The sequence below is a fragment of the Streptomyces yaizuensis genome, from assembly GCF_034961445.1.
Classification (GTDB): domain Bacteria; phylum Actinomycetota; class Actinomycetes; order Streptomycetales; family Streptomycetaceae; genus Streptomyces; species Streptomyces yaizuensis.
Genome location: NZ_BSBI01000012.1, coordinates 298,634 through 318,831 on the forward strand (window position 1 = coordinate 298,634; position 20,198 = coordinate 318,831).

Here is a 20,198-nt window from a genome sequence, read left to right on the forward strand (position 1 = left end):
GGCCTGTTGACCGCGGTTCCGCGTGGGGTCTTGACCCCGGACTCCGAGCCGCCTTCCTCGCCCGGTGGTCAGGGCACACCGGCGTCAGGACCACGAAGCGCCGGCAGGGGGAGCCGGATGTGGAGGATCCCCGCCCGGCGGCGGACACATATGGGGAGGTCTGGCGCGTGTCCCGACCCCCTCCTGTGGGCGGTCGCCGGTTGTGGGAGCGTGGACGGGTGAGTGACACGACGACGAAGACCCTGCAATACCGCGTTGACGGGCCTGAAGACGCCCCGGTCCTGGTCCTGGGACCCTCTCTCGGCACGACCTGGCACATGTGGGACCGGCAGATCGCCGACCTGTCCGGGGAGTGGCGGGTCCTCCGCTACGACCTCCCCGGCCACGGCGGCGCCCCCGCCCACCCCGCCCCGTCCATCGGTGAACTCGCCGACCGGCTCCTCGCCACCCTGGACGAACTCGGCATCCACCGCTTCGGCTACGCCGGCTGCTCGATAGCAGGCGCCGTCGGCATCGATCTGGCGCTGCGCCATCCGCAGCGCATCGCGTCCCTGGCCCTGGTCGCCGCCTCGGCCCGGTTCGGCAGCGCCGACGAACTCCGCCGGCGGGGGGTCGTCGTACGGACCAACGGGCTCGAACCCATGGCCCGCAGCGCCCCCGAGACCTGGTTCACCGGTGGCTTCGCCGCCGCCCAGCCCGCGATCGTGGAGTGGGCCGTGCAGATGGTGCGCACCACCGACCCCGGCTGCTACATCGCCGCCTGCGAGGCCCTCGCCGCCTTCGACGCGCGGGCCGACCTCGGCCGGATCGGTGTGCCCACCCTGGTCCTGGTGGGGTCCGAGGACCATGTCACCGGGCCAGCCGAGGCCCGTACCCTGGTCGCCGGGATACCGGACGCCCGGCTGGCCCTGGTGCCCGGCGCCTCCCACCTCGCGCCCGTGGAGCAGCCCGCAGCCGTCACCGACCTCCTCGTCGGCCACTTCGCCGGGGTTGCCCAGGACACCCACTCCGCGATCCCCGTACCGCCCGCCCCCGCCGTCTCCGCGCCGGTCACCCCCATCGCGGAGATCGCCCCGGCAGTGCCGCAGGCCCGTCCCGGCCAGGCCGCCGACCGCGACGGCACCCACGAGCCCGGCACGAGGATCCGCCGGGAGGTGCTGGGGGACGCCCACGTCGATCGTGTCACCGGCGGCGCCGACGGCTTCACCGCCGACTTCCAGGACCTCGTCACCCGCTACGCCTGGGGCGAGATCTGGTCCCGCGAGGGCCTGGACCGGCGCACCCGCAGCATCGTCACCCTCACCGCGCTGGTCGCCGGCGGCCACCGGGAGGAGCTGGCCGTCCACACCCGGGCCGCCCTGCGCAACGGGCTCACCCCGGACGAGATCCGCGAGATCCTGCTGCACACCGCCGTCTACTGCGGCCTGCCCGCCGCGAACGCCGCCTTCGCCGTCGCCGGCACGGTGATCCGGGAGGAGACCGAGCCCGGTACGTAGCAGGATGGAGGCATGAGGCTCACCAAGAGGACCCACTCGTGCATCCGGCTGGAGAAGGACGGGGCGACCCTGGTCGTGGACCCGGGCGCGTTCAGCGAGCCGGACGCCGCACAGGGCGCGGACGCCGTACTGATCACGCACGAGCACCCCGACCACTTCGACGAGGGCCGTGTGCGCGCGGCCCTCGCGGCCGGGGCCGAGGTGTGGACCCTCGGGAGCGTCGCCGGGCGGCTGTCGGCGGCGTTCCCGGGCCGGGTGCGGACCGTCGGCCACGGCGACACCTTCACCGCCGCCGGCTTCGAGGTCCAGGTCCACGGCGAACTGCACGCGGTGATCCACCCGGATCTGCCCCGGATCACCAATATCGGCTTCCTGGTCGACGGGTCCGTCTTCCACCCCGGCGACGCGCTGACCGTGCCCGGGGTACCGGTCGAGGTGCTGATGCTCCCCGTCCACGCCCCCTGGAACAAGATCTCCGAGGTGATCGACTACGTCCGCGAGGTACACCCCGCGCGGGCCCTCGACATCCACGACGCCCTGCTCACCGAGGTGGCCCGGCCGATCTACGACACCCAGATCGGCAACCTGGGCGGCGCGGCGCACGGCCGGCTCGCACCCGGGGAGAGCATCGAGCTGTGACGGGCGACCAGGGCGAGCCGGGTGACCCGGGCTCGCCGACCCGGGCGGTCGGCGAGCCCGCCGATCCGTGACTGTCGTACCCCGGCGTTAGGCTCTTCCCATGCGTATCGCCACCTGGAACGTCAACTCGGTCACCGCCCGGCTCCCCCGGCTGCTCGCCTGGCTGGAGAGCAGCGGCACGGACGTCCTGTGCGTCCAGGAGACCAAGTGCACCGAGGAGCAGTTCCCCGCCGAGCAGCTGCGCGAGATCGGCTACGAGTCGGCCGTCCACGCCGACGGCCGGTGGAACGGGGTGGCGCTGATCTCCCGCGTGGGCCTGGCCGACGTGGTGCGGGGCCTGCCCGGCGACCCGGGGTACGACGGGGCCCTGGAGCCCCGGGCGATCTCCGCGACCTGCGGCCCGGTCCGGCTCTGGTCGGTCTACGTGCCCAACGGCCGGGAGATCACCCACGACCACTACACCTACAAGCTGGCCTGGCTCGGCGCGCTGAAGGACGCCGTCGCCGCCGACGCGGCGGGGACGCGCCCCTTCGCCGTCCTCGGCGACTTCAACATCGCGCCCACCGACGACGACGTGTGGGACCGGTCCGTCTTCGAGGGCAGCACCCATGTCACCGAGCCGGAGCGGGCGGCCCTGGCGGCCCTGCGCGAAACCGGGCTCGGCGATGTGGTGCCCCGCCCCCTGAAGTACGACCACCCCTTCACCTACTGGGACTACCGCCAGCTCGGCTTCCCGAAGAACCGGGGCATGCGGATCGACCTGGTCTACGGCAACGGCCCGTTCACCGCCGCCGTGAAGGACGGGTACGTCGACCGCGAGGAGCGCAAGGGCAAGGGCGCGTCCGACCACGCGCCGGTCGTGGTCGACCTGGACGTCTGAGCCACTGCGGCCACCCGGAGGCCCGAGCCACCGAAGCGACACTCCCTGGGTCGTGTCTGTGGTGTGCCGGGCCGGGGGGATGCGACGCTGAGCGGTATGAACATCCCTTTCTTGGACAACTGGCTCAAGAAGCAGGGCAAGCGGCGGCCGCCCGGGGACTTCGGCGCCGAGAGCGACCCGGACCGCGCGGCCGGCATCGCGGAGCTGCTGTCGGAGTGCGAGCTGCTCCGGGCCCGTGCCGGGGATCTCGGTCTGGAGCTGGACGACTCCCCGGCCTCGCTGGCCGCCCTGGACCAGCTGCCGCCGCGCTGGCGCGAGGACCCGGAGGAGCTGCCCTGGTTCGGCAACGACGCCGGGCTCTACCTCGGCACGGTGATCGTGCGGACGGTGCCGGGCGCGCGCTGGCACATCTGGCCGGGCGGGCACCCCGTGGTCCTGCTCGCCTCCGGCCGGGAGCTGGCGGTGGTGGAGTCCGGGGCCGACTGGGCCCTGACCGGGGCACCCCAGCTCGCGCAGGTCTACGCGGAGGCCGCCGAGGCGTGAGACCCGGCCGGCCGGACCCGGCCGCCCGGATCCGCCCGCCCGGACGCGCCCGCCCGGACCCGTCCGCCCTGCCCCGGCCACCGCGGCGGTGAAATCAGTACATGCGGTAAATACTGCTTATGCCCGTATCGCGCGTGTCGGGCGCGAACCCCCCGGCCCGGCTGGATAGTTTGCGCTGACCCGACAACCGATGAGTGGGGCAGGGCGCGCATGGCCGTCGTCGATCCGTTGATCGAGCTGCGGGACGTCAACAAGCACTACGGGCAGTTGCACGTCCTCCAGGACATCAACCTCACCGTCGGGCGCGGCGAGGTGGTGGTGGTCATCGGGCCGTCCGGCTCCGGGAAGTCGACCCTCTGCCGCACGATGAACCGGCTGGAGACCATCGAGTCCGGCACGATCACCATCGACGGCGAGCCGCTGCCGGAGGAGGGCAAGGGCCTCGCCGCTCTCCGCGCCGACGTCGGCATGGTCTTCCAGTCCTTCAACCTCTTCGCCCACCGCACCGTCCTCGCCAATGTCTCCCTCGCGCCCGTCAAGGTCAGGGGCCGCAAGCGCGAGGAGGCCGACCGCCGCTCCCGGCTGCTCCTCGACCGCGTCGGCCTCGCCTCTCAGGCCGACAAGTACCCCGCCCAGCTCTCCGGCGGCCAGCAGCAGCGCGTGGCCATCGCCCGCGCGCTCGCCATGGAACCCAAGGTCATGCTCTTCGACGAGCCCACGTCGGCACTCGACCCGGAGATGATCAACGAGGTCCTGGAGGTCATGCAGCAGCTCGCCCGGGACGGCATGACGATGGTCGTCGTCACCCACGAGATGGGCTTCGCCCGCTCCGCCGCCAACCGGGTCGTCTTCATGGCCGACGGCCGCATCGTCGAGGACCGCTCCCCGGAGGACTTCTTCACCCACCCCGAGAGCGAGCGGGCCAAGGACTTCCTCTCCAAGATCCTCAAGCACTGACCGGGGGCCCAGGCACGATGGCACGTACCCGACGCGCCCTGGCGGCGCTGCTCCTCCTGCTCGCGGCCGCCGCCTGCGGCAAGGAGGGCAGCCCCCCGGTCAAGGGCCCCCGGCCCGAGGCGCTGCCGCACTACAAGGTGAACACCGCCTTCCAGCTGCCCGGTTCGCCGACCTGGCGCAAGGCCGAGCGGCGCGGGCACTTCGTCGTCGGCGCCAAGGAGGACCAGCCCTACCTCGGCGAGAAGGACCCGGCGACCGGCCTCTACTCCGGCTTCGACATCGAGATCGCACGGATGCTGTCCGCCTCCCTCGGCCTGGACCCGGACCGGATCGTCTTCGTCACCATCGCCTCCGCGAACCGCGAAACCGCCCTCCAGAACGGCCAGATCGACTACTACGTCGGCACCTACACCATCAACGACAACCGCAAGAAGCAGGTCGGATTCGCCGGCCCCTACTTCATGGCCGGGCAGGACCTGCTGGTGCGCAAGGACGAGACCGGCATCAACGGACCCGACGACCTGGCCGGCAAACGGGTCTGCTCCGCCACCGGCTCCACCCCCTACCAGCGCATCAAGGCGGACTACCCGAAGGCCGAACTCGTCGCCTACGACACCTACTCGATCTGCGTCGACAATCTGCTGACGTACCAGGTCGACGCCGTCACCACCGACAACGCCATCCTCACCGGCTACGCGGCCAAGGTCCCCGACGAACTGCGCGTGGTCGGCCGGCCGTTCTCCCAGGAGCCGTACGGCATCGGCGTCCCGCGCTCCGACAACGCCCTGCGCTTCGCCATGGACGACGCCCTCGAAGAGAACGAACGCAACGGCAACTGGAAGAAGGCGTACGAGGCGACGCTCGGCCTCTCCGGGGTCCCGGCGCCGACACCGCCCCCGATCGACCGCTACCCGGCGGGCTGAGGCGAGCCATGGACGTACTGACCGAGAACTTCTCCACCTACGCCGAGGGCTTCCTCGGCACCGTCGAGCTGACCTTCTTCGCCTCGCTGCTCGCGCTCGCCCTCGGCTTCCTGATGGCCGCCTTCCGGGTCGCCCCGGTCGGCTCGCTGCGGGCGATCGGCACGGTGTGGGTGACCGTCCTGCGCAACACCCCGCTCACCCTGCTCTTCTTCGCCGTCCTGCTGGGCCTGCCGCGCTTCGGCCTCGTGCTGCCCTTCACCGTCTTCGCCGTCCTCGCGCTCGGCTGCTACACGTCCGCGTTCATCTGCGAGGCGCTGCGCTCCGGCATCAACACCGTGCCCCGGGGACAGGGGGAGGCGGCCCGCAGCCTCGGCCTGAGCTTCGGCCAGACGCTGACCGCCGTCGTCCTGCCGCAGGCGTTCCGCACCGTCATCCCCCCGATCGGCTCCACCCTCATCGCGCTGGCGAAGAACTCCGCGATCGCCGGGGCCTTCAGCGTCACCGAACTGCTCGGCACCTACAAGACCCTCAGCGAGCTGGGCTACAACATCATCTGGACCTTCGTCTGGATCGCCGTCGGCTATCTGATCATCACCCTCACCATCAGTGCGCTGTTCAACGTGCTGGAGAAGCGCTATGGGGTCGCACGATGACCGATTCCACCGCCCTCTACGACATCCCCGGGCCCCGGACCCGCAAGCGCCACCGGCTCTACGGGGTCGCCACGACCCTGGTCCTGCTGGCGCTGCTCGGCTGGATCCTCTACCTCCTCTTCGACACCGGGCAGTTCACCGCGGCCAAGTGGACGCCCTTCGCGTACAAGGGGATCCAGGAGCTGCTGCTGACCGGGCTCGGCAACACCCTGAAGGCGTTCGCGTACGCCTCCGTGCTCTCCCTGGTCCTCGGCGGGATCCTCGCCTGCGGCCGGCTCTCCGACCATGCGCCGGTGCGCTGGGTCTCCACCCTGCTGGTGGAGTTCTTCCGGGCGATGCCGGTGCTGGTGATGATCTTCTTCATCTTCGTGGCGCTGAAGGTCCAGCCGCTGCCCGCACTGGTCGCCGGGCTCACCCTCTACAACGGCTCGGTCCTCGCCGAGGTCTTCCGGGCGGGCATCCACTCGGTCGACCGGGGACAGCGGGAGGCCGCATACGCACTCGGACTGCGCAAGACCCAGGTCATGACGCATGTACTGGTGCCGCAGGCGGTCCGGGCGATGCTGCCCGCCATCATCAGCCAGCTGGTGGTGGCGCTGAAGGACACCTCGCTGGGGTATCTGATCACCTATGAGGAGTTCCTGCACGCGGGCAAGCTGATCGCGTCGAACCTCGACTACGACCTGCCGTTCATCCCCGTGGTGATGGTGATCTCGCCGATCTACATCGGGCTCTGCATGCTGCTCTCCTGGCTCGCGACCTGGGTGGCCAGGCGGCAGCGGCGCAGCCCCAAGACCGAGGCCGTGGACGTGGCCCCGGCCGAACCGGGGACCCTGCTGCCCGGGGACCCCATGGCCCCCGGAAGACTCCAGGGGCCGCAGGGTCCGTAGGGAGCGTCCTCGAAACGGACGACCGGGGCCGGCGGCAGCCGGTGATCACTCCTCGCGCAGCGGCACCGACAGCCGCGACGGGGCGCCGTCGGGCGAGGAGAAGGTCAGCTGCGCGCCGGCCGGGTTGTGCTCGTTGTAGAGCGGGTCGACGGTGTCGATCACCACCGCGAGCCGGTGGCCCGCCGGGACGTCGTAGGCGGTGGAGAACAGCTCCAGACCGACGGCGAACGGCGTACCGGGCGTCCGGTCGTGGAAGCTGTACGGGGCGCTGGTGACCAGCCGGCCGAGGCCGAGCGGGCCCACGTCGTAGAGATGGGCGACGAAGGTTCCGCTCGACCTGGTGGCCGTCACCGTGGTCTCCAGCCGCGCCGTCCCCCGGATCCGCCGGGGCTCCTCGTACCGCTGCGACTGCCAGACCGCCGCGTACGCGCGGGGCAGCAGCGGGATCGACGCGAGCGGCGGCAGCTGGGCGAACTGGTCGAGCAGCCCGGAGAGGAAGACCGTGCCGCCGTTGGCGCCGGAGTCGAGGCCGGTCCTGATCCGCTGGGACCCGGCGAGGGGGAGCACGGACCGCGCGCCGGTCACCGACGCCCAGTCGCGGTAGCCCTCGTAGCCGCTCCCGGAGCGGGCCTTGAGCTGTACGGGGTGCTCACGGTCGACTCCGTTGGCCACGCCCCGCAGATGGTGGTCGAGCCAGCGGCGGGCGCCGGCCCAGGTGTCGTTGGGGAGCCCGAACAGCCCGCCGGCCTCCGGTGTCGCGTGGTCGCCGGGGCGGAACTCCAGCCGTTTGGGGCCGGTCAGCCGGGTGAAGAAGTCCGCGTACTGGTTGGGCGGGAAGAGCGAGTCGCCCCAGGCGTTGCCGAGCATCACGGCGGTGCCGTGGGAGTTGATCCGGGCGACGCGTTCACCGGCGGAGCGCCGTTTCGCCCAGTCGATCAGGGCGCCCTCCCGGGACAGGTCCGAGCCGAGGAAGTCCGCCATGACCCGGCGCAGTTCGGCGCTGGGCCGGCCGGTGAGGAAGCCGGCGCCGGTGAGGACCAGGGCGGCCTGGCGGTGCTGGGTGCGGCCGCTGTAGATGGAGTCGATGAGGTCGGCCCAGCCGCTCAGCGCCACCACCGCCCGGATACGGGGGTCCTCGGCCGCCGCGAGCAGGCTGATCCCGGCGCCGTAGGAGACGCCCGCCATGCCGATCCGCCCGGGGTCGGCGGGGGTGTTCGCGAGCGCCCAGTCGATGACCCGGGAGGCGTCCGCGACATCGGACGGTCCTGCGACCTCGATCTCGCCGCCGGACTGCCAGAAGCCGCGGGAGTTGTAGCCGACGACCACATAGCCGTCGGCGGCGAGCAGCCGGGCCTGGGCGAGGTATTCGATCTGGGGCATGGCCCAGCTGGTGGGCAGGACGACGAGGGGGTAGGAGCGGCCGGTGTCGGCGGGGGCGGTGACGTTGGCCTTGAGCACGGTGCCGCCGGCGCCGCGGATGTCGGTGAAGCGGAGCGTGGTTCCGGAAGCGGCGGACGAGGTGCCGGACGACGTGGCGGAAGAGGCGGCGGATGGCGTGATGGCAGAGGTGGTGGGGCGGCCGACCGGTGCGGCGGTGGCGGGCCCGGCGAGCAGGGCGGCCGACAACGCACCGGCGACAGCGGTGCACAGGGCCGTTCGGGGGAGTCCCACGGGTCCCTCCTCAGGGGTGTCGCGGGGGGTGTGGCCCGACCGTAACCGGAATGACTTACCGTCGGTAACTCCCGGGTAAGTTACGCCAGGGTAACGATTCCCCCACCTGACGGCGGCAGGCCGCTGCGGTTACAGTGCGCGCACGTCTGTCGACCGGAGGTAAGTACGGATGACTCGCTCACCCGGACGCCGCGCACTGGCGCTGGCCGTGGCGGCGGCCCTGATCCCGGCACTCGGCGCGGCCGCGCCGAGTGCCATATCCGACGGGCACCAGGTCCGGGCCGGGACACCGGCGCCGCCGGTGAAGACCCCGGTCGCCGTCGGCCACGGCGGCGCCGTCGCCAGCGTCGACGCCGACGCCTCGGCCGCCGGGATCGAGGTGCTGCGGCGCGGCGGGAACGCGGTGGACGCCGCCGTCGCCACCGCCGCCGCCCTCGGCGTCACCGAGCCCTACTCCGGGGGCATCGGCGGCGGCGGCTACTTCGTCCACTACGAGGCCGCCACCGGCAAGGTCCGCACCATCGACGGCCGCGAGAGCGCCCCCCGCTCCGCCGACTCCTCCCTCTTCCTGGAGAACGGCAGGCCGATCCCCTTCGAGGAGGGGCAGACCAGCGGACTCGGCGTCGGCGTGCCCGGCGTCCCCGCCACCTGGGACGCGGCCCTCGCCTCCTGGGGCACCCGGCCGCTCGCCGAACTGCTGCGGCCCGCCGAGCGGCTGGCCCGCGACGGCTTCACCGTGGACGCCACCTTCCGCGCCCAGACCGAGGCCAACCAGGCCCGGTTCGCCGACTTCCCCGACACCGCGAAGCTCTTCCTCCCCGGCGGCCGGCTCCCCGTCGTCGGCTCCGTCCTCAAGAACCCCGACCTCGCCCGCACCTACCGCCACCTCGGCCGCGAGGGCGCCCGCGCGCTCTACCGGGGCCCGATCGCCCGGGACATCGTCAAGACCGTCCGCACACCCCCCGTCGCCCCCGGCGCCACCCGCACGGTCCGCCCCGGCGATCTGACCGAGCGGGACCTCGCGGCGTACGGGACGATCCGCCGCGCCTCCACCCACGTCTCCTACCGGGGGCTCGACGTCCACGGCATGGCCCCCTCCTCCTCCGGCGGCACCACCGTCGGCCAGGCGCTGAACATCCTGGAACGCACCGACCTCTCCCGGGCGAGCCACGCCCGCCATCTGCACCGCTTCATCGAGGCCAGCCGGATCGCCTTCGCCGACCGGGGCCGCTGGGTGGGCGACCCGGCCTTCGAGGACGTCCCCGTACGGGAACTGCTCTCCCAGCGGTTCGCCGACAGCCGGGGCTGCCTGATCAAGGACGACGCGGTGCTCACCAGCCCGCTCGCGCCCGGCGACCCGCGCCGGCCCCTCCCGTGCTCCGCCACCGGCGAGGCCGCCCCCACCACCCACGAGGGCGACAGCACCACCCATCTCACCACCGCCGACCGCTGGGGGAACGTCGTCGCCTACACCCTGACGATCGAGTCCACCGGCGGCAGCGCGATCACCGTGCCCGGCCGGGGCTTCCTGCTCAACAACGAGCTGACCGACTTCTCCTTCGCCCCCGCCAACCCGGCCGTCCACGACCCGAATCTGCCCGGACCCGCCAAGCGCCCGCGCTCCTCGATGTCCCCGACGATCGTCCTGAAGGACGGGAAGCCGCTGCTCGCGCTGGGCTCCCCGGGCGGCTCGACCATCATCACCACCGTCCTCGCCACCCTGACCAACCGTCTGGACCGGGGGATGCCCCTGGTGGAGGCGATCGCCGCGCCCCGTGCGAGCCAGCGCAACCAGACCACCACCGAAGTGGAACTCGGCCTCTGGAACAGCCCGCTCCGGGGTGAACTGGAGCGGATCGGCCACGGTTTTCGGCAGAACCCGGAGATCGGGGCGACGACCGGCGTGGAGCGGCTGCCCGACGGGCGGTGGCTGGCCGCCGCCGAGAAGACCCGCAGGGGCGGCGGCTCGGCGATGGTGGTCCGCCCGAGCCGCTGAGCCCACAGGGGCGCCCGCCCGCCCCGTACCCCCGACGGCCCATCACGTGCCCCGCCCGCCCGGTGTCAACCGCCGGACGGGCGGGGCATCTTGGCTCCCCGGTGCCGCCATCTGCCTCGCGGAGTGGATGATTTCCTTTCCAAGCGGGTAAAGGACGCTTTTCCGTGCACAGTCGTGCATATCTGTACAGAAAGGCACCTTTCTCCATGCTCGCTCACGCGCTCGCCCTCTCCACCGCACTCGGCGTCACCCTGCTCCCCGCCGTGGCCCAGCCCACGCCCGCCGGCCCCGACCGGCGGATCGCCGTACCGGGGCCGCAGCGCGCCGGGGCGGGGGCGGGGGCGGGCGCGGTCACGGCGGCGGAGCTGCTGGCGGGCGTGGCCGCGTGCGAGCGGATCTCCACCGGGCTCTACCCCACCGACGCGCGGGCCCCCGCCACCGTCCCGGTCTGCGACACCGGCGACGCGGTGTTCTGGAAGGCGGACCTGGACGTCGACTGCGACGGACAGCCCACCGCCCGCTGCAACACTCGGACCGATCCGTACTTCCTGCCGCACACCGCCTTCCGGCAGTCCGACGGCCGCCCGCTGAACGCGGAGACCCTGCCCTTCGTGGTGGTGCCCGCGCCCAGCGGGCTGTGGCGGTTCCCGGAGTGGGGGATCGGCGGCGGCTCGGTCGTCGCGGTCGTCCACGGCGACACCGTCCGCTACGGGGTGGTCGGCGACACCGGACCCGCCGGGATCATCGGCGAGGCGTCCCACGCCATGGCGGTGGAGCTGGGCATCGACCCGGACCCACGGACCGGAGGGGTCACCTCCGGGGTGACGTACATCGTCTTCAAGGGGGCGCGGGTGGCCCCGGTCGAGAGCCGCGCCGCCGCCGTGGCGCGCGGCGAGGAGCTGTCCCGGGGCTTCCTCGCGGCCCACCGGATCCGGACCTGACCCTTCCATGACCTAGAGGGTGGTGAGGATCCGGGGTCCGTCCTCGGTGATCGCCACCGTGTGCTCCGCGTGCGCGGCCCGGCTGCCGTCGGCGGTACGGATGGTCCAGCCGTCCCGCGCGGTCCAGTGCCCGTCCGTGCCGCCGGCGATCACCATCGGCTCGATGGCCAGCACCATCCCGGGGCGCAGCGGCACCCCCCGCCCCGGTCGGCCCTCGTTGGGCACCCCCGGGTCCTCGTGCATGCTGCGGCCGATCCCGTGGCCGCCGAAGCCGTCCGGGATGCCCACGCCCGCGTCCCGGCAGACCCGGCCGATCGCGTGCGCGATGTCGCCGATCCGCCGGCCGGCGACGGCGGCTTCGATGCCCGCGCGCAGGGCCTCGTCGGCGACGGCGATCAGCCGGGTGTCCTCGGGGCGGGCCCGGCCGACGGTGAAGCTGACGGCGGCGTCGCCGGCCCACCCGTCGAGGATCGCCCCGCAGTCCACGCTCACCAGGTCGCCGTCGCGCAGCCGGTAGCCGTCCGGGATGCCGTGCACGACCGCGTCGTTGACGGAGACGCAGAGGACGGCGGGGAAGGGCACCGGGGCCCAGTCGGGGCGGTAGCCGAGGAAGGGTGAGGAGGCGCCGGCCTCCGTGAGGGCGGCGCGGGCGGCCCGGTCCAGGTCGAGCAGGGGGACGCCGACACCGGCCGCTTCCCGGGCGGCGGCCAGCGCCTGTGCCACGACCCGGCCCGCAGCACGCATGGCCTCGATCGCCAGATCGTTCTTGAGTTCCATCATGCCAATTACTATACCGGTCGACCGTTATTCTCATACCGGTTTCAGCGGCATTAGAATAACGGCATGGTGCGAACCCCCCTCACCCCCGAAGAGCGCGAGCGCGGCGAACGGCTCGGCCGGCTGCTGCGCGTCGCACGCGGTGGCCGCAGCATGGTGGAGGTCGCCGCCGCCGCCGGCATCTCCGCCGAGACCCTGCGCAAGATCGAGACGGGCCGCGCCCCCACCCCGGCCTTCTTCACCGTCGCCGCCCTCGCCGCCGCGCTCGAACTCTCCATGGACGACCTCATGACGCGCTGCGCGCTGGCCCCGGCCGCCTGACGCGTCCCCCCGCCCCCGTACCCCCGCCCGACGGGTCGCCGGGGCGCGCCCCGCGGCGTACTCTCGCCGGATGACCGCCCACGACCTCGCCACCGCCCGGTACATCAGCGTGACCACCTACCGCCGCGACGGCACGGGTGTCGCCACACCCGTCTGGTTCGCCGAGGACGGCGGCCGGCTGTACGTCTGGACCAACAGCGACTCCTGGAAGGTCAAACGGCTGCGCCGCGACCCCCGGGTGACGGTGGCCGTCTGCGACCTGCGCGGCCGGATCGCCCCCGGCACCCCCGTCCACCGCGGCACCGCCGACATCCTCCCCGACTCCGGGACCGCCGCCGTCCGCAAGCTGCTCGTCCGTAAGTACAGCTGGCAGTTCTGGCTGGTCGACCGGCCTGCCGCACTGCTGCGCCGGGGCAACAGGCCGCACACGGCCTTCGCCGTCACCCTGGAAGCCGCCCAGGACCCGGGGGACGGGCGGGGCTGACGGGGCCACCCGTGCGGCGCGCGTCCTCCGGCCGGGTGAAACGGGATCGTCCGCGCCGGTTGGCGGTGATGGTCTTGCCCCAGCCTGTGACGGGGCTTACGTTCTCCCTCTACGCACCGCGTCTACGTGCGTAGAGGCTCATCGCCGCCCGGCCGGAGGAGCAGCCCATGCCCCATGTCGTACGTGCCGCGCTGGTCCAGGCGACCTGGACCGGCGACACCGAGTCCATGATCGCGAAACATGAGGAGCACGCCCGCGAGGCGGCCCGCCAGGGTGCGAAGGTCATCGGTTTCCAGGAGGTCTTCAACGCCCCCTACTTCTGCCAGGTCCAGGATCCCGAGCACTACCGCTGGGCCGAGCCCGTGCCCGACGGGCCCACCGTGAGCCGGATGCGGGAACTGGCCCGGGAGACCGGCATGGTGATCGTCGCCCCCGTCTTCGAGATCGAGGACGCCGGCTTCTACTACAACACCGCCGCCGTGATCGACGCCGACGGCAGCTATCTCGGCAAGTACCGCAAGCACCACATCCCGCAGGTCAAGGGGTTCTGGGAGAAGTACTACTTCCGTCCCGGCAACGCGGGCTGGCCCGTCTTCGACACCGCCGTCGGCCGGGTCGGGGTCTATATCTGCTACGACCGCCACTTCCCCGAGGGCTGGCGGCAACTCGGACTCTCGGGCGCCCAGTTGGTCTACAACCCCTCCGCCACCTCGCGCGGGCTCTCCGCCTATCTGTGGCAGCTGGAGCAGCCGGCGGCGGCCGTCGCCAACGAGTACTTCATCGCCGCCATCAACCGGGTGGGCCAGGAGGAGTACGGGGACAACGACTTCTACGGCACCAGCTACTTCGTCGACCCGCGCGGCCGCTTCGTCGGCGAGGTCGCGAGCGACCGGGACGAGGAACTCGTCGTCCGCGACCTGGACTTCGACCTCATCGAGACCGTACGCACCCAGTGGGCCTTCTACCGCGACCGCAGGCCCGACGCCTACGAGGGGCTGGTGCGGCCATGAGCCTGCTGGACCGGCACCGCGCGGTCGTCCCCGACTGGCTGGCGCTCTACTACCGGGAGCCCGTCGAGATCGTCCGGGGCGAGGGCCGCCATGTCTGGGACGCCGAAGGCCGCAGGTACCTCGACTTCTTCGGCGGCATCCTCACCACGATGACCGCGCACGCCCTGCCCGAGGTCACCAAGGCGGTCGGCGAGCAGGCGGGGCGGATCATCCACTCGTCCACGCTCTATCTCAACCGGCCCATGGTGGAGCTGGCGGAGCGGATCGCCGCCCTCTCCGGCATCCCCGACGCCCGGGTCTTCTTCACCACGTCGGGCACCGAGGCGAACGACACCGCCCTGCTGCTGGCCACCGCGTACCGCCGCACCAACCAGGTGCTCGCGATGCGCAACAGCTACCACGGCCGGTCCTTCTCCACGGTCTCGATCACCGGCAACCACGCCTGGTCGCCCACCTCGCTCTCCCCGCTCCAGACGCTGTACGTGCACGGGGGCGTGCGCACCCGGGGCCCGTACGCGCAGCTCTCCGACGACCGGTTCGTCCAGGCGTGCGTCGCCGACCTGGAGGATCTGCTCGGGCACACCCGTGAGGTGGCCGCCTTGATCGCGGAGCCCGTGCAGGGCGTCGGCGGGTTCACCTCCCCGCCGGACGGCCTGTACGCCGCCTTCCGGGAGGTCCTGAACCGGCACGGGATCCTCTGGATCAGCGACGAGGTGCAGACCGGGTGGGGCCGTACCGGCGACCACTTCTGGGGCTGGCAGGCCCATGACGCCGCCGGCCCGCCGGACCTGCTGACCTTCGCCAAGGGCATCGGCAACGGCATGTCCGTCGGCGGGGTCGTCGGCTCGGCCGCCGTCATGAACTGCCTGGACGCCAACTCCATCTCCACCTTCGGCGGCTCGCCGATCACCATGGCGGCGGGCCTCGCCAACCTCGGATTCCTGCTGGAGAACGACCTCCAGGGCAACGCCCGCAGGGTCGGCGGCCTGCTCATCGAGCGGCTGCGGGCGGCCGCCGCCAAGGTGCCCGCCGTGCGGGAGGTGCGCGGCCGGGGGCTGATGATCGGTGTCGAGCTGGTCCGGCCCGGCACCGACGAGGCCGACCACCAGGCCGCGTCGGCGGTGCTCGAAGCCGCCCGCGAGGCCGGGCTGCTGATCGGCAAGGGCGGCGGCCACAACACCAGCGTGCTGCGGATCGCCCCGCCGCTCACCCTGACCGTCGCCGAGGCCGAGGAAGGCGCCGTCCTCTTCGAGCGGGCCCTGCGGAGCCTGTAGGCCGCCCGCCACCGGTCCGTGCCGGGCCGAACCGGCCCGCCACCAGTCGGTCCGTACGGCCACGGGACCCACCGACCGACCGTGCGGGGCCCGGTCCGCCGGGCCCGCGCGCACGCGTACCGAGGGAGCACCCCAGCAATGAGCAGTGGCACCCGCACACTCATCCGTGGCGGCCTCGTCGTCACGGCGGCGGACGAGACGCACGCGGACGTGCTGATCGAGCACGGCCGGATCGCGGCCCTCGCCGCCCACGGCACCGCCGTCGCCGAGTCCTGGACCGCCGAGCGGGTCATCGACGCCGCCAACAAGTACGTCATCCCGGGCGGCGTCGACGCCCACACCCATATGGAGCTGCCCTTCGGGGGCACCGCCGCGTCCGACACCTTCGAGACCGGCACCCGGGCCGCCGCCTGGGGCGGCACCACCACCATCGTCGACTTCGCCGTCCAGAGCGTGGGGCAGAGCCCCCGCCACGGCCTGGACACCTGGTACGCCAAGGCCGACGGCAACTGCGCCATCGACTACGCCTTCCACATGATCCTCTCCGATGTCGACGAGCGCTCGCTCGCCGCGATGGACCGGCTGGTCGAGGAGGGCGTCACCTCCTTCAAGCTCTTCATGGCGTACCCCGGCGTCTTCTACAGCGACGACGGGCAGATCCTGCGCGCGATGCAGCGCGCGTCGGACAACGGCGGGCTGATCATGATGCACGCCGAGAACGGGATCGCCATCGACGTCCTGGTGGAACAGGCGCTCGCGGCGGGCCGCACCGACCCCCGGTACCACGGCGAGGTCCGCAGGGCGCTGCTGGAGGCGGAGGCCACCCACCGCGCCATCCAGCTGGCACGGGTCGCCGGCAGCCCGCTCTACGTCGTCCATGTCTCCGCCGCCGAGGCCCTGGCCGAGATCACCGCCGCCCGTGCCAAGGGGCTGCCCGTCTTCGGCGAGACCTGTCCCCAGTACCTCTTCCTCTCCACGGACAACCTCGCCGAGCCGGGCTTCGAGGGCGCGAAATACGTGTGCAGCACCCCCCTGCGGCCCGGGGAGCACCAGGCCGCCCTCTGGCGCGGCCTGCGCACCGACGATCTCCAGGTGGTCTCCACCGACCACTGCCCCTTCTGCTTCAGCGGCCAGAAGGAGCTGGGCCGGAACGACTTCTCCAAGATCCCCAACGGTCTGCCGGGCGTGGAGAACCGGATGGACCTCCTCCACCAGGCCGTGCTCGACGGGCACCTCACCCGCCGCCGCTGGATCGACATCGCCTGCGCCACCCCGGCCCGGATGTTCGGCCTCTATCCGAAGAAGGGCACCATCGCCCCCGGCGCCGACGCCGATGTCGTGATCTACGACCCGCATGCCGAGCAGACCCTCTCGGCCGCGACCCACCACATGAACGTCGACTACAACCCCTACGAGGGCACCCGGATCACCGGACAGGTCGAGACCGTGCTCTCGCGCGGCGAGGTCGTCATCGACCGGCGGACCTACACCGGCCGCGCGGGGCACGGGCAGTACCTCCCCCGAGGCACCTGTCAGTACCTCGGCTGACATCCCGACCCCGGCCGGCACCCGGCCGGGCAGCGAGAGGAAGAGAGCCAGGCCCATGGACTTCGGACTCGTCCTGCAAACGGACCCGCCGGCCTCCGCCGTCGTCGGGCTGATGAAGCGCGCGGAACGCAACGGCTTCCGCTACGGCTGGACCTTCGACTCGGCGGTGCTCTGGCAGGAGCCGTTCGTCGTGTACAGCCGGATCCTGGAGCACACCGACAGGCTGATCGTGGGCCCGATGGTGACCAACCCGTCCACCCGGACCTGGGAGGTGACGGCCTCCACCTTCGCCACCCTCAACGACATGTACGGCAACCGCACCGTCTGCGGCATCGGACGCGGCGACTCCGCCATGCGGGTGGCCGGGCGCCGGCCGAACACCCTGGCCCGGCTCGGCGAGGCGATCGACGCCATCCGGGACCTCGCCGAGGGCCGCGAGGCCGACGTCGACGGGGTGTCACTGCGCATCCCGTGGGTGCGTGACGGCCGGCTGCCGGTGTGGATGGCCGCGTACGGCCCCAAGGCCCTGGCCCTCGCCGGGCGGAAGGCGGACGGCTTCATCCTCCAGCTCGCCGACCCCTATCTGACCGCGACCATGGTCGAGGCGGTCCGCACGGCCGCCGCCGACGCCGGGCGCGACCCCGCGTCGATCACGGTCTGCGTCGCCGCGCCCGCCTACATCGGCGACGACCTCGCCCACGCCCGGGACCAGTGCCGCTGGTTCGGCGGCATGGTCGGCAACCACGTCGCCGACCTCGTCGCCCGCTACGGGGAGCACTCCTCGCTCGTACCCGAGGCGCTGACCTCGTACATCAAGGCCCGTGAGGGGTACGACTACAGCCACCACGGCCGGGCGGGGAACCCGTCGGCCGACTTCGTGCCCGACGGGATCGTGGACCGCTTCTGTCTGCTGGGGCCCGCCGAGGCCCATATCGACAAGCTGCGGGCGCTGCGCGAGCTGGGCGTCGACCAGTTCGCCGTGTACGCCATGCACGACGCCAAGGAGGAGACCATCGACGCGTACGGCACCACGGTCATCCCCGCGCTGAACGGCTGACGGGAGCCGACGGGAGCTGACGGAGCTGACGGAGCTGACGGGAGGACGACAGGAGACGACCGGGCACGGTCTACGGGACGCGCGCCGTCCACTCCCGCGTGCCGAACTTCCGCTCCACCAGCTCCTGGGCGCGGGCCAGCTCCCCGTCGGAGATCTTGGCGCCGGTCAGGCCGTACCGCCCCCGGAAGGAGTCGATCATCCGCTCGATGACCGCCTCCCGGGGCAGCCCGGTCTGCCGGCGCAGCGGGTCGACCCGCTTCTTGGCGCTCTGGGTGCCCTTGTCGGACAGCTTCTCCCGGCCGATGCGCAGCACGTCGAGCATCTTGTCGGCGTCGATGTCGTACGCCATCGTCACATGGTGCAGCACGGCCCCCTGGCCGGAGCCCGCCAGCCGCTTCTGCGCCGCGCCCGCGATCTTCCCGGCGTCGGTGGCGATGTCGTTGAGCGGCTGGTACCAGGCCCGCACCCCCATGTCGCCGAGGGCACCGAGCACCCAGTCGTCCAGATAGGCGTAGCTGTCGGCGAAGGACAGCCCGGAGACCAGCGCCTCCGGGACGGAGAGCGAGTACGTGATGGTGTTGCCCGGCTCGATGAACATCGCGCCACCGCCGCTGATCCGGCGGACCACCTCGATGCCGTGGCGCGCGGCCGCGTCGGCGTCCACCTCGTTGCGCAGGGACTGGAAGCTGCCGATGACCACGGCGGGCGCCCCCCACTCCCACACGCGCAGCGTCGGCGGCCGCTGACCGGCGGCGACCTCGGCCGTGATCACCTCGTCCAGCGCCATGTGCAGGGCGGGGGACTGGGGGCCCTCGTGGATCAGCTGCCAGTCGTAGTCCGTCCAGTCGGTGGCGTGGGCGAGCGCCCGGCGCACCGCGACCCCGATCCCCTCCGAGGTCAGCCCGAACATCTGGGTGCCGGGCGGCAGCGCGGCGTCGATCCGCGCCGCCAGACCGGACGCGTCCGTGTCGACCGGGGCGCCCTCCAGCGCCCGGTCGATCGCGAGGATCGCCTCGTCGGGCTCCAGGAAGAAATCCCCCGCGACCCGCACATCGCGGAGCACACCGTCCGCCGTGTCGAGATCGACGACCACGAGCTTGCCGCCCGGGACCTTGTACTCGCCGTGCATGCCCGAAGCCTCCGGTTCCGTAGAGCCTGTCCGACGCGGCCCGCACGGCCGCAGTCGACATCAGCAGCGTACTCCCGGGGTACGACAGCGCGGCCCGGCCCCCGGCGGCGGCCCCGGGGGCCACCCGGCGACAGTCCCTGGCACGGCCATGTTTAGCTGGGCATATGATCGATGACTTTTTGGCCGGGAACCTGACCGCCGTCGAGGAGGCCATCCGCAAAGCGGCCGCCGCCGAGATCCTGCCGCGCCACCGCCGGCTGGCCGACGACGAGATCACCTCGAAGAGCGGACCGCACGACCTGGTGACGGCGGCCGACCGGCTCGCCGAGGAACACCTCACCGCATCCCTCACCGTGCTCCTGCCCGGCTCCGTCGTCGTCGGCGAGGAGGCCGTCCACGCCGACCCCGCCGTTCTCGACGCCCTGCGCGGCGACGCGCCCGTATGGATCGTCGACCCGGTCGACGGGACCCGGCAGTTCGTCCGGGGCGAGGACGGCTTCTGCACCCTCGTCGCCCTCGCCCACCGGGGGGAGACTCTCGCCTCCTGGACCTACGCCCCCACCCTGGGATTCATGGCGACGGCGGTCCGGGGCTCCGGCGCCTTCCTCGACGGCGTGCGGCTGCACTCCGGGGAACCCGCGCCGGGCGCCGTCCTGGAGGTGGCCACCTCCCACCCCGACTACACCACCGACGCCCAGAAGCAGGCCCTGCTCGGCCTGCGCACCGAGGGGATACGGCCGAGGCCCTGCGGCTCCGCCGGCCTGGAGTACCTGGCCGTCGCCCGGGGCGAGCTGGACGCGACCGCCTTCAGCTGGGAGCACGCCTGGGACCACGCGGCCGGCCTGCTGCTGGTCACCGAGGCGGGCGGGGACCACCGCACCCTCACCGGGGAACCGTTCCGCTACACCGGCGGCAACACGCTGCCGTTCACGGCGGCCCGCTCGGCCGCGACCGCCGAACGGATCCGGGCGCTGCTCGCCACCGGCTGACCGACCGGCCCACCGGGCCC

Annotated in this window: 20 protein-coding genes; 17 read left to right on the plus strand and 3 right to left on the minus strand. The window is 72.5% G+C overall.

Annotation, left to right across the window (positions count from 1 at the left end; all coding sequences use genetic code 11):
* Window positions 1-218 precede the first annotated feature (218 nt).
* From pcaDC to SYYSPA8_RS27220, 8 genes are all read left to right on the plus strand, one after another.
* On the plus strand, window positions 219-1,496 hold the full coding sequence (gene pcaDC, locus SYYSPA8_RS27185) for a bifunctional 3-oxoadipate enol-lactonase/4-carboxymuconolactone decarboxylase PcaDC (protein ID WP_323449969.1): 1,278 nt from the start codon (window positions 219-221) through the stop codon (window positions 1,494-1,496).
* 12 nt (window positions 1,497-1,508) lie between these two features.
* On the plus strand, window positions 1,509-2,135 hold the full coding sequence (locus SYYSPA8_RS27190) for an MBL fold metallo-hydrolase (protein WP_323449970.1): 627 nt from the start codon (window positions 1,509-1,511) through the stop codon (window positions 2,133-2,135).
* Window positions 2,136-2,235: 100 nt separating this feature from the next.
* Entirely contained in the window at window positions 2,236-3,015 is a 780-nt protein-coding gene (locus SYYSPA8_RS27195; RefSeq protein ID WP_323449971.1) for an exodeoxyribonuclease III, read from the plus strand.
* Between the two features lie 96 nt (window positions 3,016-3,111).
* Entirely contained in the window at window positions 3,112-3,558 is a 447-nt protein-coding gene (locus SYYSPA8_RS27200) for a DUF6278 family protein (protein ID WP_323449972.1), read from the plus strand.
* A 210-nt stretch (window positions 3,559-3,768) separates the two neighbouring features.
* Complete coding sequence (locus SYYSPA8_RS27205) at window positions 3,769-4,515, plus strand: amino acid ABC transporter ATP-binding protein (protein WP_323449973.1); 747 nt, start codon at window positions 3,769-3,771, stop codon at window positions 4,513-4,515.
* A 17-nt stretch (window positions 4,516-4,532) separates the two neighbouring features.
* Window positions 4,533-5,438: a glutamate ABC transporter substrate-binding protein gene (locus SYYSPA8_RS27210; protein WP_323449974.1), complete on the plus strand. Its 906-nt coding sequence runs from the start codon at window positions 4,533-4,535 to the stop codon at window positions 5,436-5,438.
* Window positions 5,439-5,446: 8 nt separating this feature from the next.
* Entirely contained in the window at window positions 5,447-6,091 is a 645-nt protein-coding gene (locus tag SYYSPA8_RS27215; RefSeq protein ID WP_323449975.1) for an amino acid ABC transporter permease, read from the plus strand.
* Window positions 6,088-6,981 (plus strand): amino acid ABC transporter permease, encoded by an 894-nt coding sequence (locus tag SYYSPA8_RS27220; RefSeq protein WP_323449976.1) that lies wholly within the window; start codon window positions 6,088-6,090, stop codon window positions 6,979-6,981. The genes SYYSPA8_RS27215 and SYYSPA8_RS27220 overlap by 4 nt, the downstream gene beginning before the upstream one ends.
* 45 nt (window positions 6,982-7,026) lie before the next feature.
* Here SYYSPA8_RS27220 and SYYSPA8_RS27225 read toward each other — a convergent pair whose 3' ends face one another.
* Window positions 7,027-8,652, minus strand: coding sequence for an alpha/beta fold hydrolase (locus tag SYYSPA8_RS27225; RefSeq protein ID WP_323449977.1), 1,626 nt, complete (start codon window positions 8,650-8,652; stop codon window positions 7,027-7,029).
* Window positions 8,653-8,821: 169 nt separating this feature from the next.
* On the opposite strand from SYYSPA8_RS27225, the gene ggt reads away from it, so the two are divergent.
* The gene (ggt, locus tag SYYSPA8_RS27230) at window positions 8,822-10,648 is read left to right on the plus strand and encodes a gamma-glutamyltransferase (protein WP_323449978.1); all 1,827 of its coding nucleotides are present in this window, start codon (window positions 8,822-8,824) and stop codon (window positions 10,646-10,648) included.
* A 206-nt stretch (window positions 10,649-10,854) separates the two neighbouring features.
* Complete coding sequence (locus SYYSPA8_RS27235; protein WP_323449979.1) at window positions 10,855-11,589, plus strand: glycoside hydrolase family 75 protein; 735 nt, start codon at window positions 10,855-10,857, stop codon at window positions 11,587-11,589.
* 12 nt (window positions 11,590-11,601) lie between these two features.
* Here SYYSPA8_RS27235 and map read toward each other — a convergent pair whose 3' ends face one another.
* Complete coding sequence (map, locus tag SYYSPA8_RS27240; protein WP_323449980.1) at window positions 11,602-12,369, minus strand: type I methionyl aminopeptidase; 768 nt, start codon at window positions 12,367-12,369, stop codon at window positions 11,602-11,604.
* Window positions 12,370-12,432: 63 nt separating this feature from the next.
* Between map and SYYSPA8_RS27245 the strand changes: the two genes are divergently transcribed.
* The 6 genes from SYYSPA8_RS27245 (at window position 12,433) to SYYSPA8_RS27270 (ending at window position 18,060) form a co-directional block, all read left to right on the plus strand.
* Window positions 12,433-12,687 carry a helix-turn-helix transcriptional regulator gene (locus tag SYYSPA8_RS27245; RefSeq protein WP_323449981.1) on the plus strand — a complete coding sequence of 85 codons (255 nt, stop codon included), beginning with the start codon at window positions 12,433-12,435 and terminating at the stop codon, window positions 12,685-12,687.
* A 70-nt stretch (window positions 12,688-12,757) separates the two neighbouring features.
* Window positions 12,758-13,171, plus strand: coding sequence for a PPOX class F420-dependent oxidoreductase (locus SYYSPA8_RS27250; protein ID WP_323449982.1), 414 nt, complete (start codon window positions 12,758-12,760; stop codon window positions 13,169-13,171).
* Between the two features lie 167 nt (window positions 13,172-13,338).
* Entirely contained in the window at window positions 13,339-14,181 is an 843-nt protein-coding gene (locus SYYSPA8_RS27255; protein WP_323449983.1) for a nitrilase-related carbon-nitrogen hydrolase, read from the plus strand.
* The gene (locus tag SYYSPA8_RS27260) at window positions 14,178-15,455 is read left to right on the plus strand and encodes an aspartate aminotransferase family protein (protein WP_323449984.1); all 1,278 of its coding nucleotides are present in this window, start codon (window positions 14,178-14,180) and stop codon (window positions 15,453-15,455) included. The genes SYYSPA8_RS27255 and SYYSPA8_RS27260 overlap by 4 nt, the downstream gene beginning before the upstream one ends.
* Window positions 15,456-15,593: 138 nt before the next feature.
* On the plus strand, window positions 15,594-17,003 hold the full coding sequence (gene hydA, locus SYYSPA8_RS27265; protein WP_323449985.1) for a dihydropyrimidinase: 1,410 nt from the start codon (window positions 15,594-15,596) through the stop codon (window positions 17,001-17,003).
* A gap of 55 nt (window positions 17,004-17,058) precedes the next feature.
* Entirely contained in the window at window positions 17,059-18,060 is a 1,002-nt protein-coding gene (locus SYYSPA8_RS27270) for a TIGR03842 family LLM class F420-dependent oxidoreductase (RefSeq protein ID WP_323449986.1), read from the plus strand.
* Window positions 18,061-18,130: 70 nt separating this feature from the next.
* Here the strand turns inward: SYYSPA8_RS27270 and SYYSPA8_RS27275 are convergent, their stop codons facing one another.
* Window positions 18,131-19,189, minus strand: coding sequence for a lipoate--protein ligase family protein (locus SYYSPA8_RS27275; RefSeq protein WP_323449987.1), 1,059 nt, complete (start codon window positions 19,187-19,189; stop codon window positions 18,131-18,133).
* 164 nt (window positions 19,190-19,353) lie between these two features.
* Between SYYSPA8_RS27275 and SYYSPA8_RS27280 the strand changes: the two genes are divergently transcribed.
* Window positions 19,354-20,178: an inositol monophosphatase family protein gene (locus tag SYYSPA8_RS27280; protein ID WP_323449988.1), complete on the plus strand. Its 825-nt coding sequence runs from the start codon at window positions 19,354-19,356 to the stop codon at window positions 20,176-20,178.
* Window positions 20,179-20,198 lie beyond the last annotated feature (20 nt).

Coding starts and splice junctions, on each gene's coding strand:
- SYYSPA8_RS27215 (WP_323449975.1), top strand. CDS start 5,447: ATGGACGTACTGACCGAGAACTTCTCCACCTACGCCGAGGGCTTCCTC.
- SYYSPA8_RS27280 (WP_323449988.1), top strand. CDS start 19,354: ATGATCGATGACTTTTTGGCCGGGAACCTGACCGCCGTCGAGGAGGCC.
- SYYSPA8_RS27205 (WP_323449973.1), top strand. CDS start 3,769: ATGGCCGTCGTCGATCCGTTGATCGAGCTGCGGGACGTCAACAAGCAC.
- SYYSPA8_RS27270 (WP_323449986.1), top strand. CDS start 17,059: ATGGACTTCGGACTCGTCCTGCAAACGGACCCGCCGGCCTCCGCCGTC.
- SYYSPA8_RS27245 (WP_323449981.1), top strand. CDS start 12,433: ATGGTGCGAACCCCCCTCACCCCCGAAGAGCGCGAGCGCGGCGAACGG.
- SYYSPA8_RS27275 (WP_323449987.1), bottom strand. CDS start 19,189: ATGCACGGCGAGTACAAGGTCCCGGGCGGCAAGCTCGTGGTCGTCGAT.
- SYYSPA8_RS27200 (WP_323449972.1), top strand. CDS start 3,112: ATGAACATCCCTTTCTTGGACAACTGGCTCAAGAAGCAGGGCAAGCGG.
- ggt (WP_323449978.1), top strand. CDS start 8,822: ATGACTCGCTCACCCGGACGCCGCGCACTGGCGCTGGCCGTGGCGGCG.
- SYYSPA8_RS27250 (WP_323449982.1), top strand. CDS start 12,758: ATGACCGCCCACGACCTCGCCACCGCCCGGTACATCAGCGTGACCACC.
- SYYSPA8_RS27235 (WP_323449979.1), top strand. CDS start 10,855: ATGCTCGCTCACGCGCTCGCCCTCTCCACCGCACTCGGCGTCACCCTG.
- SYYSPA8_RS27190 (WP_323449970.1), top strand. CDS start 1,509: ATGAGGCTCACCAAGAGGACCCACTCGTGCATCCGGCTGGAGAAGGAC.
- SYYSPA8_RS27255 (WP_323449983.1), top strand. CDS start 13,339: ATGCCCCATGTCGTACGTGCCGCGCTGGTCCAGGCGACCTGGACCGGC.
- map (WP_323449980.1), bottom strand. CDS start 12,369: ATGATGGAACTCAAGAACGATCTGGCGATCGAGGCCATGCGTGCTGCG.
- SYYSPA8_RS27210 (WP_323449974.1), top strand. CDS start 4,533: ATGGCACGTACCCGACGCGCCCTGGCGGCGCTGCTCCTCCTGCTCGCG.
- hydA (WP_323449985.1), top strand. CDS start 15,594: ATGAGCAGTGGCACCCGCACACTCATCCGTGGCGGCCTCGTCGTCACG.
- SYYSPA8_RS27260 (WP_323449984.1), top strand. CDS start 14,178: ATGAGCCTGCTGGACCGGCACCGCGCGGTCGTCCCCGACTGGCTGGCG.
- SYYSPA8_RS27195 (WP_323449971.1), top strand. CDS start 2,236: ATGCGTATCGCCACCTGGAACGTCAACTCGGTCACCGCCCGGCTCCCC.
- SYYSPA8_RS27220 (WP_323449976.1), top strand. CDS start 6,088: ATGACCGATTCCACCGCCCTCTACGACATCCCCGGGCCCCGGACCCGC.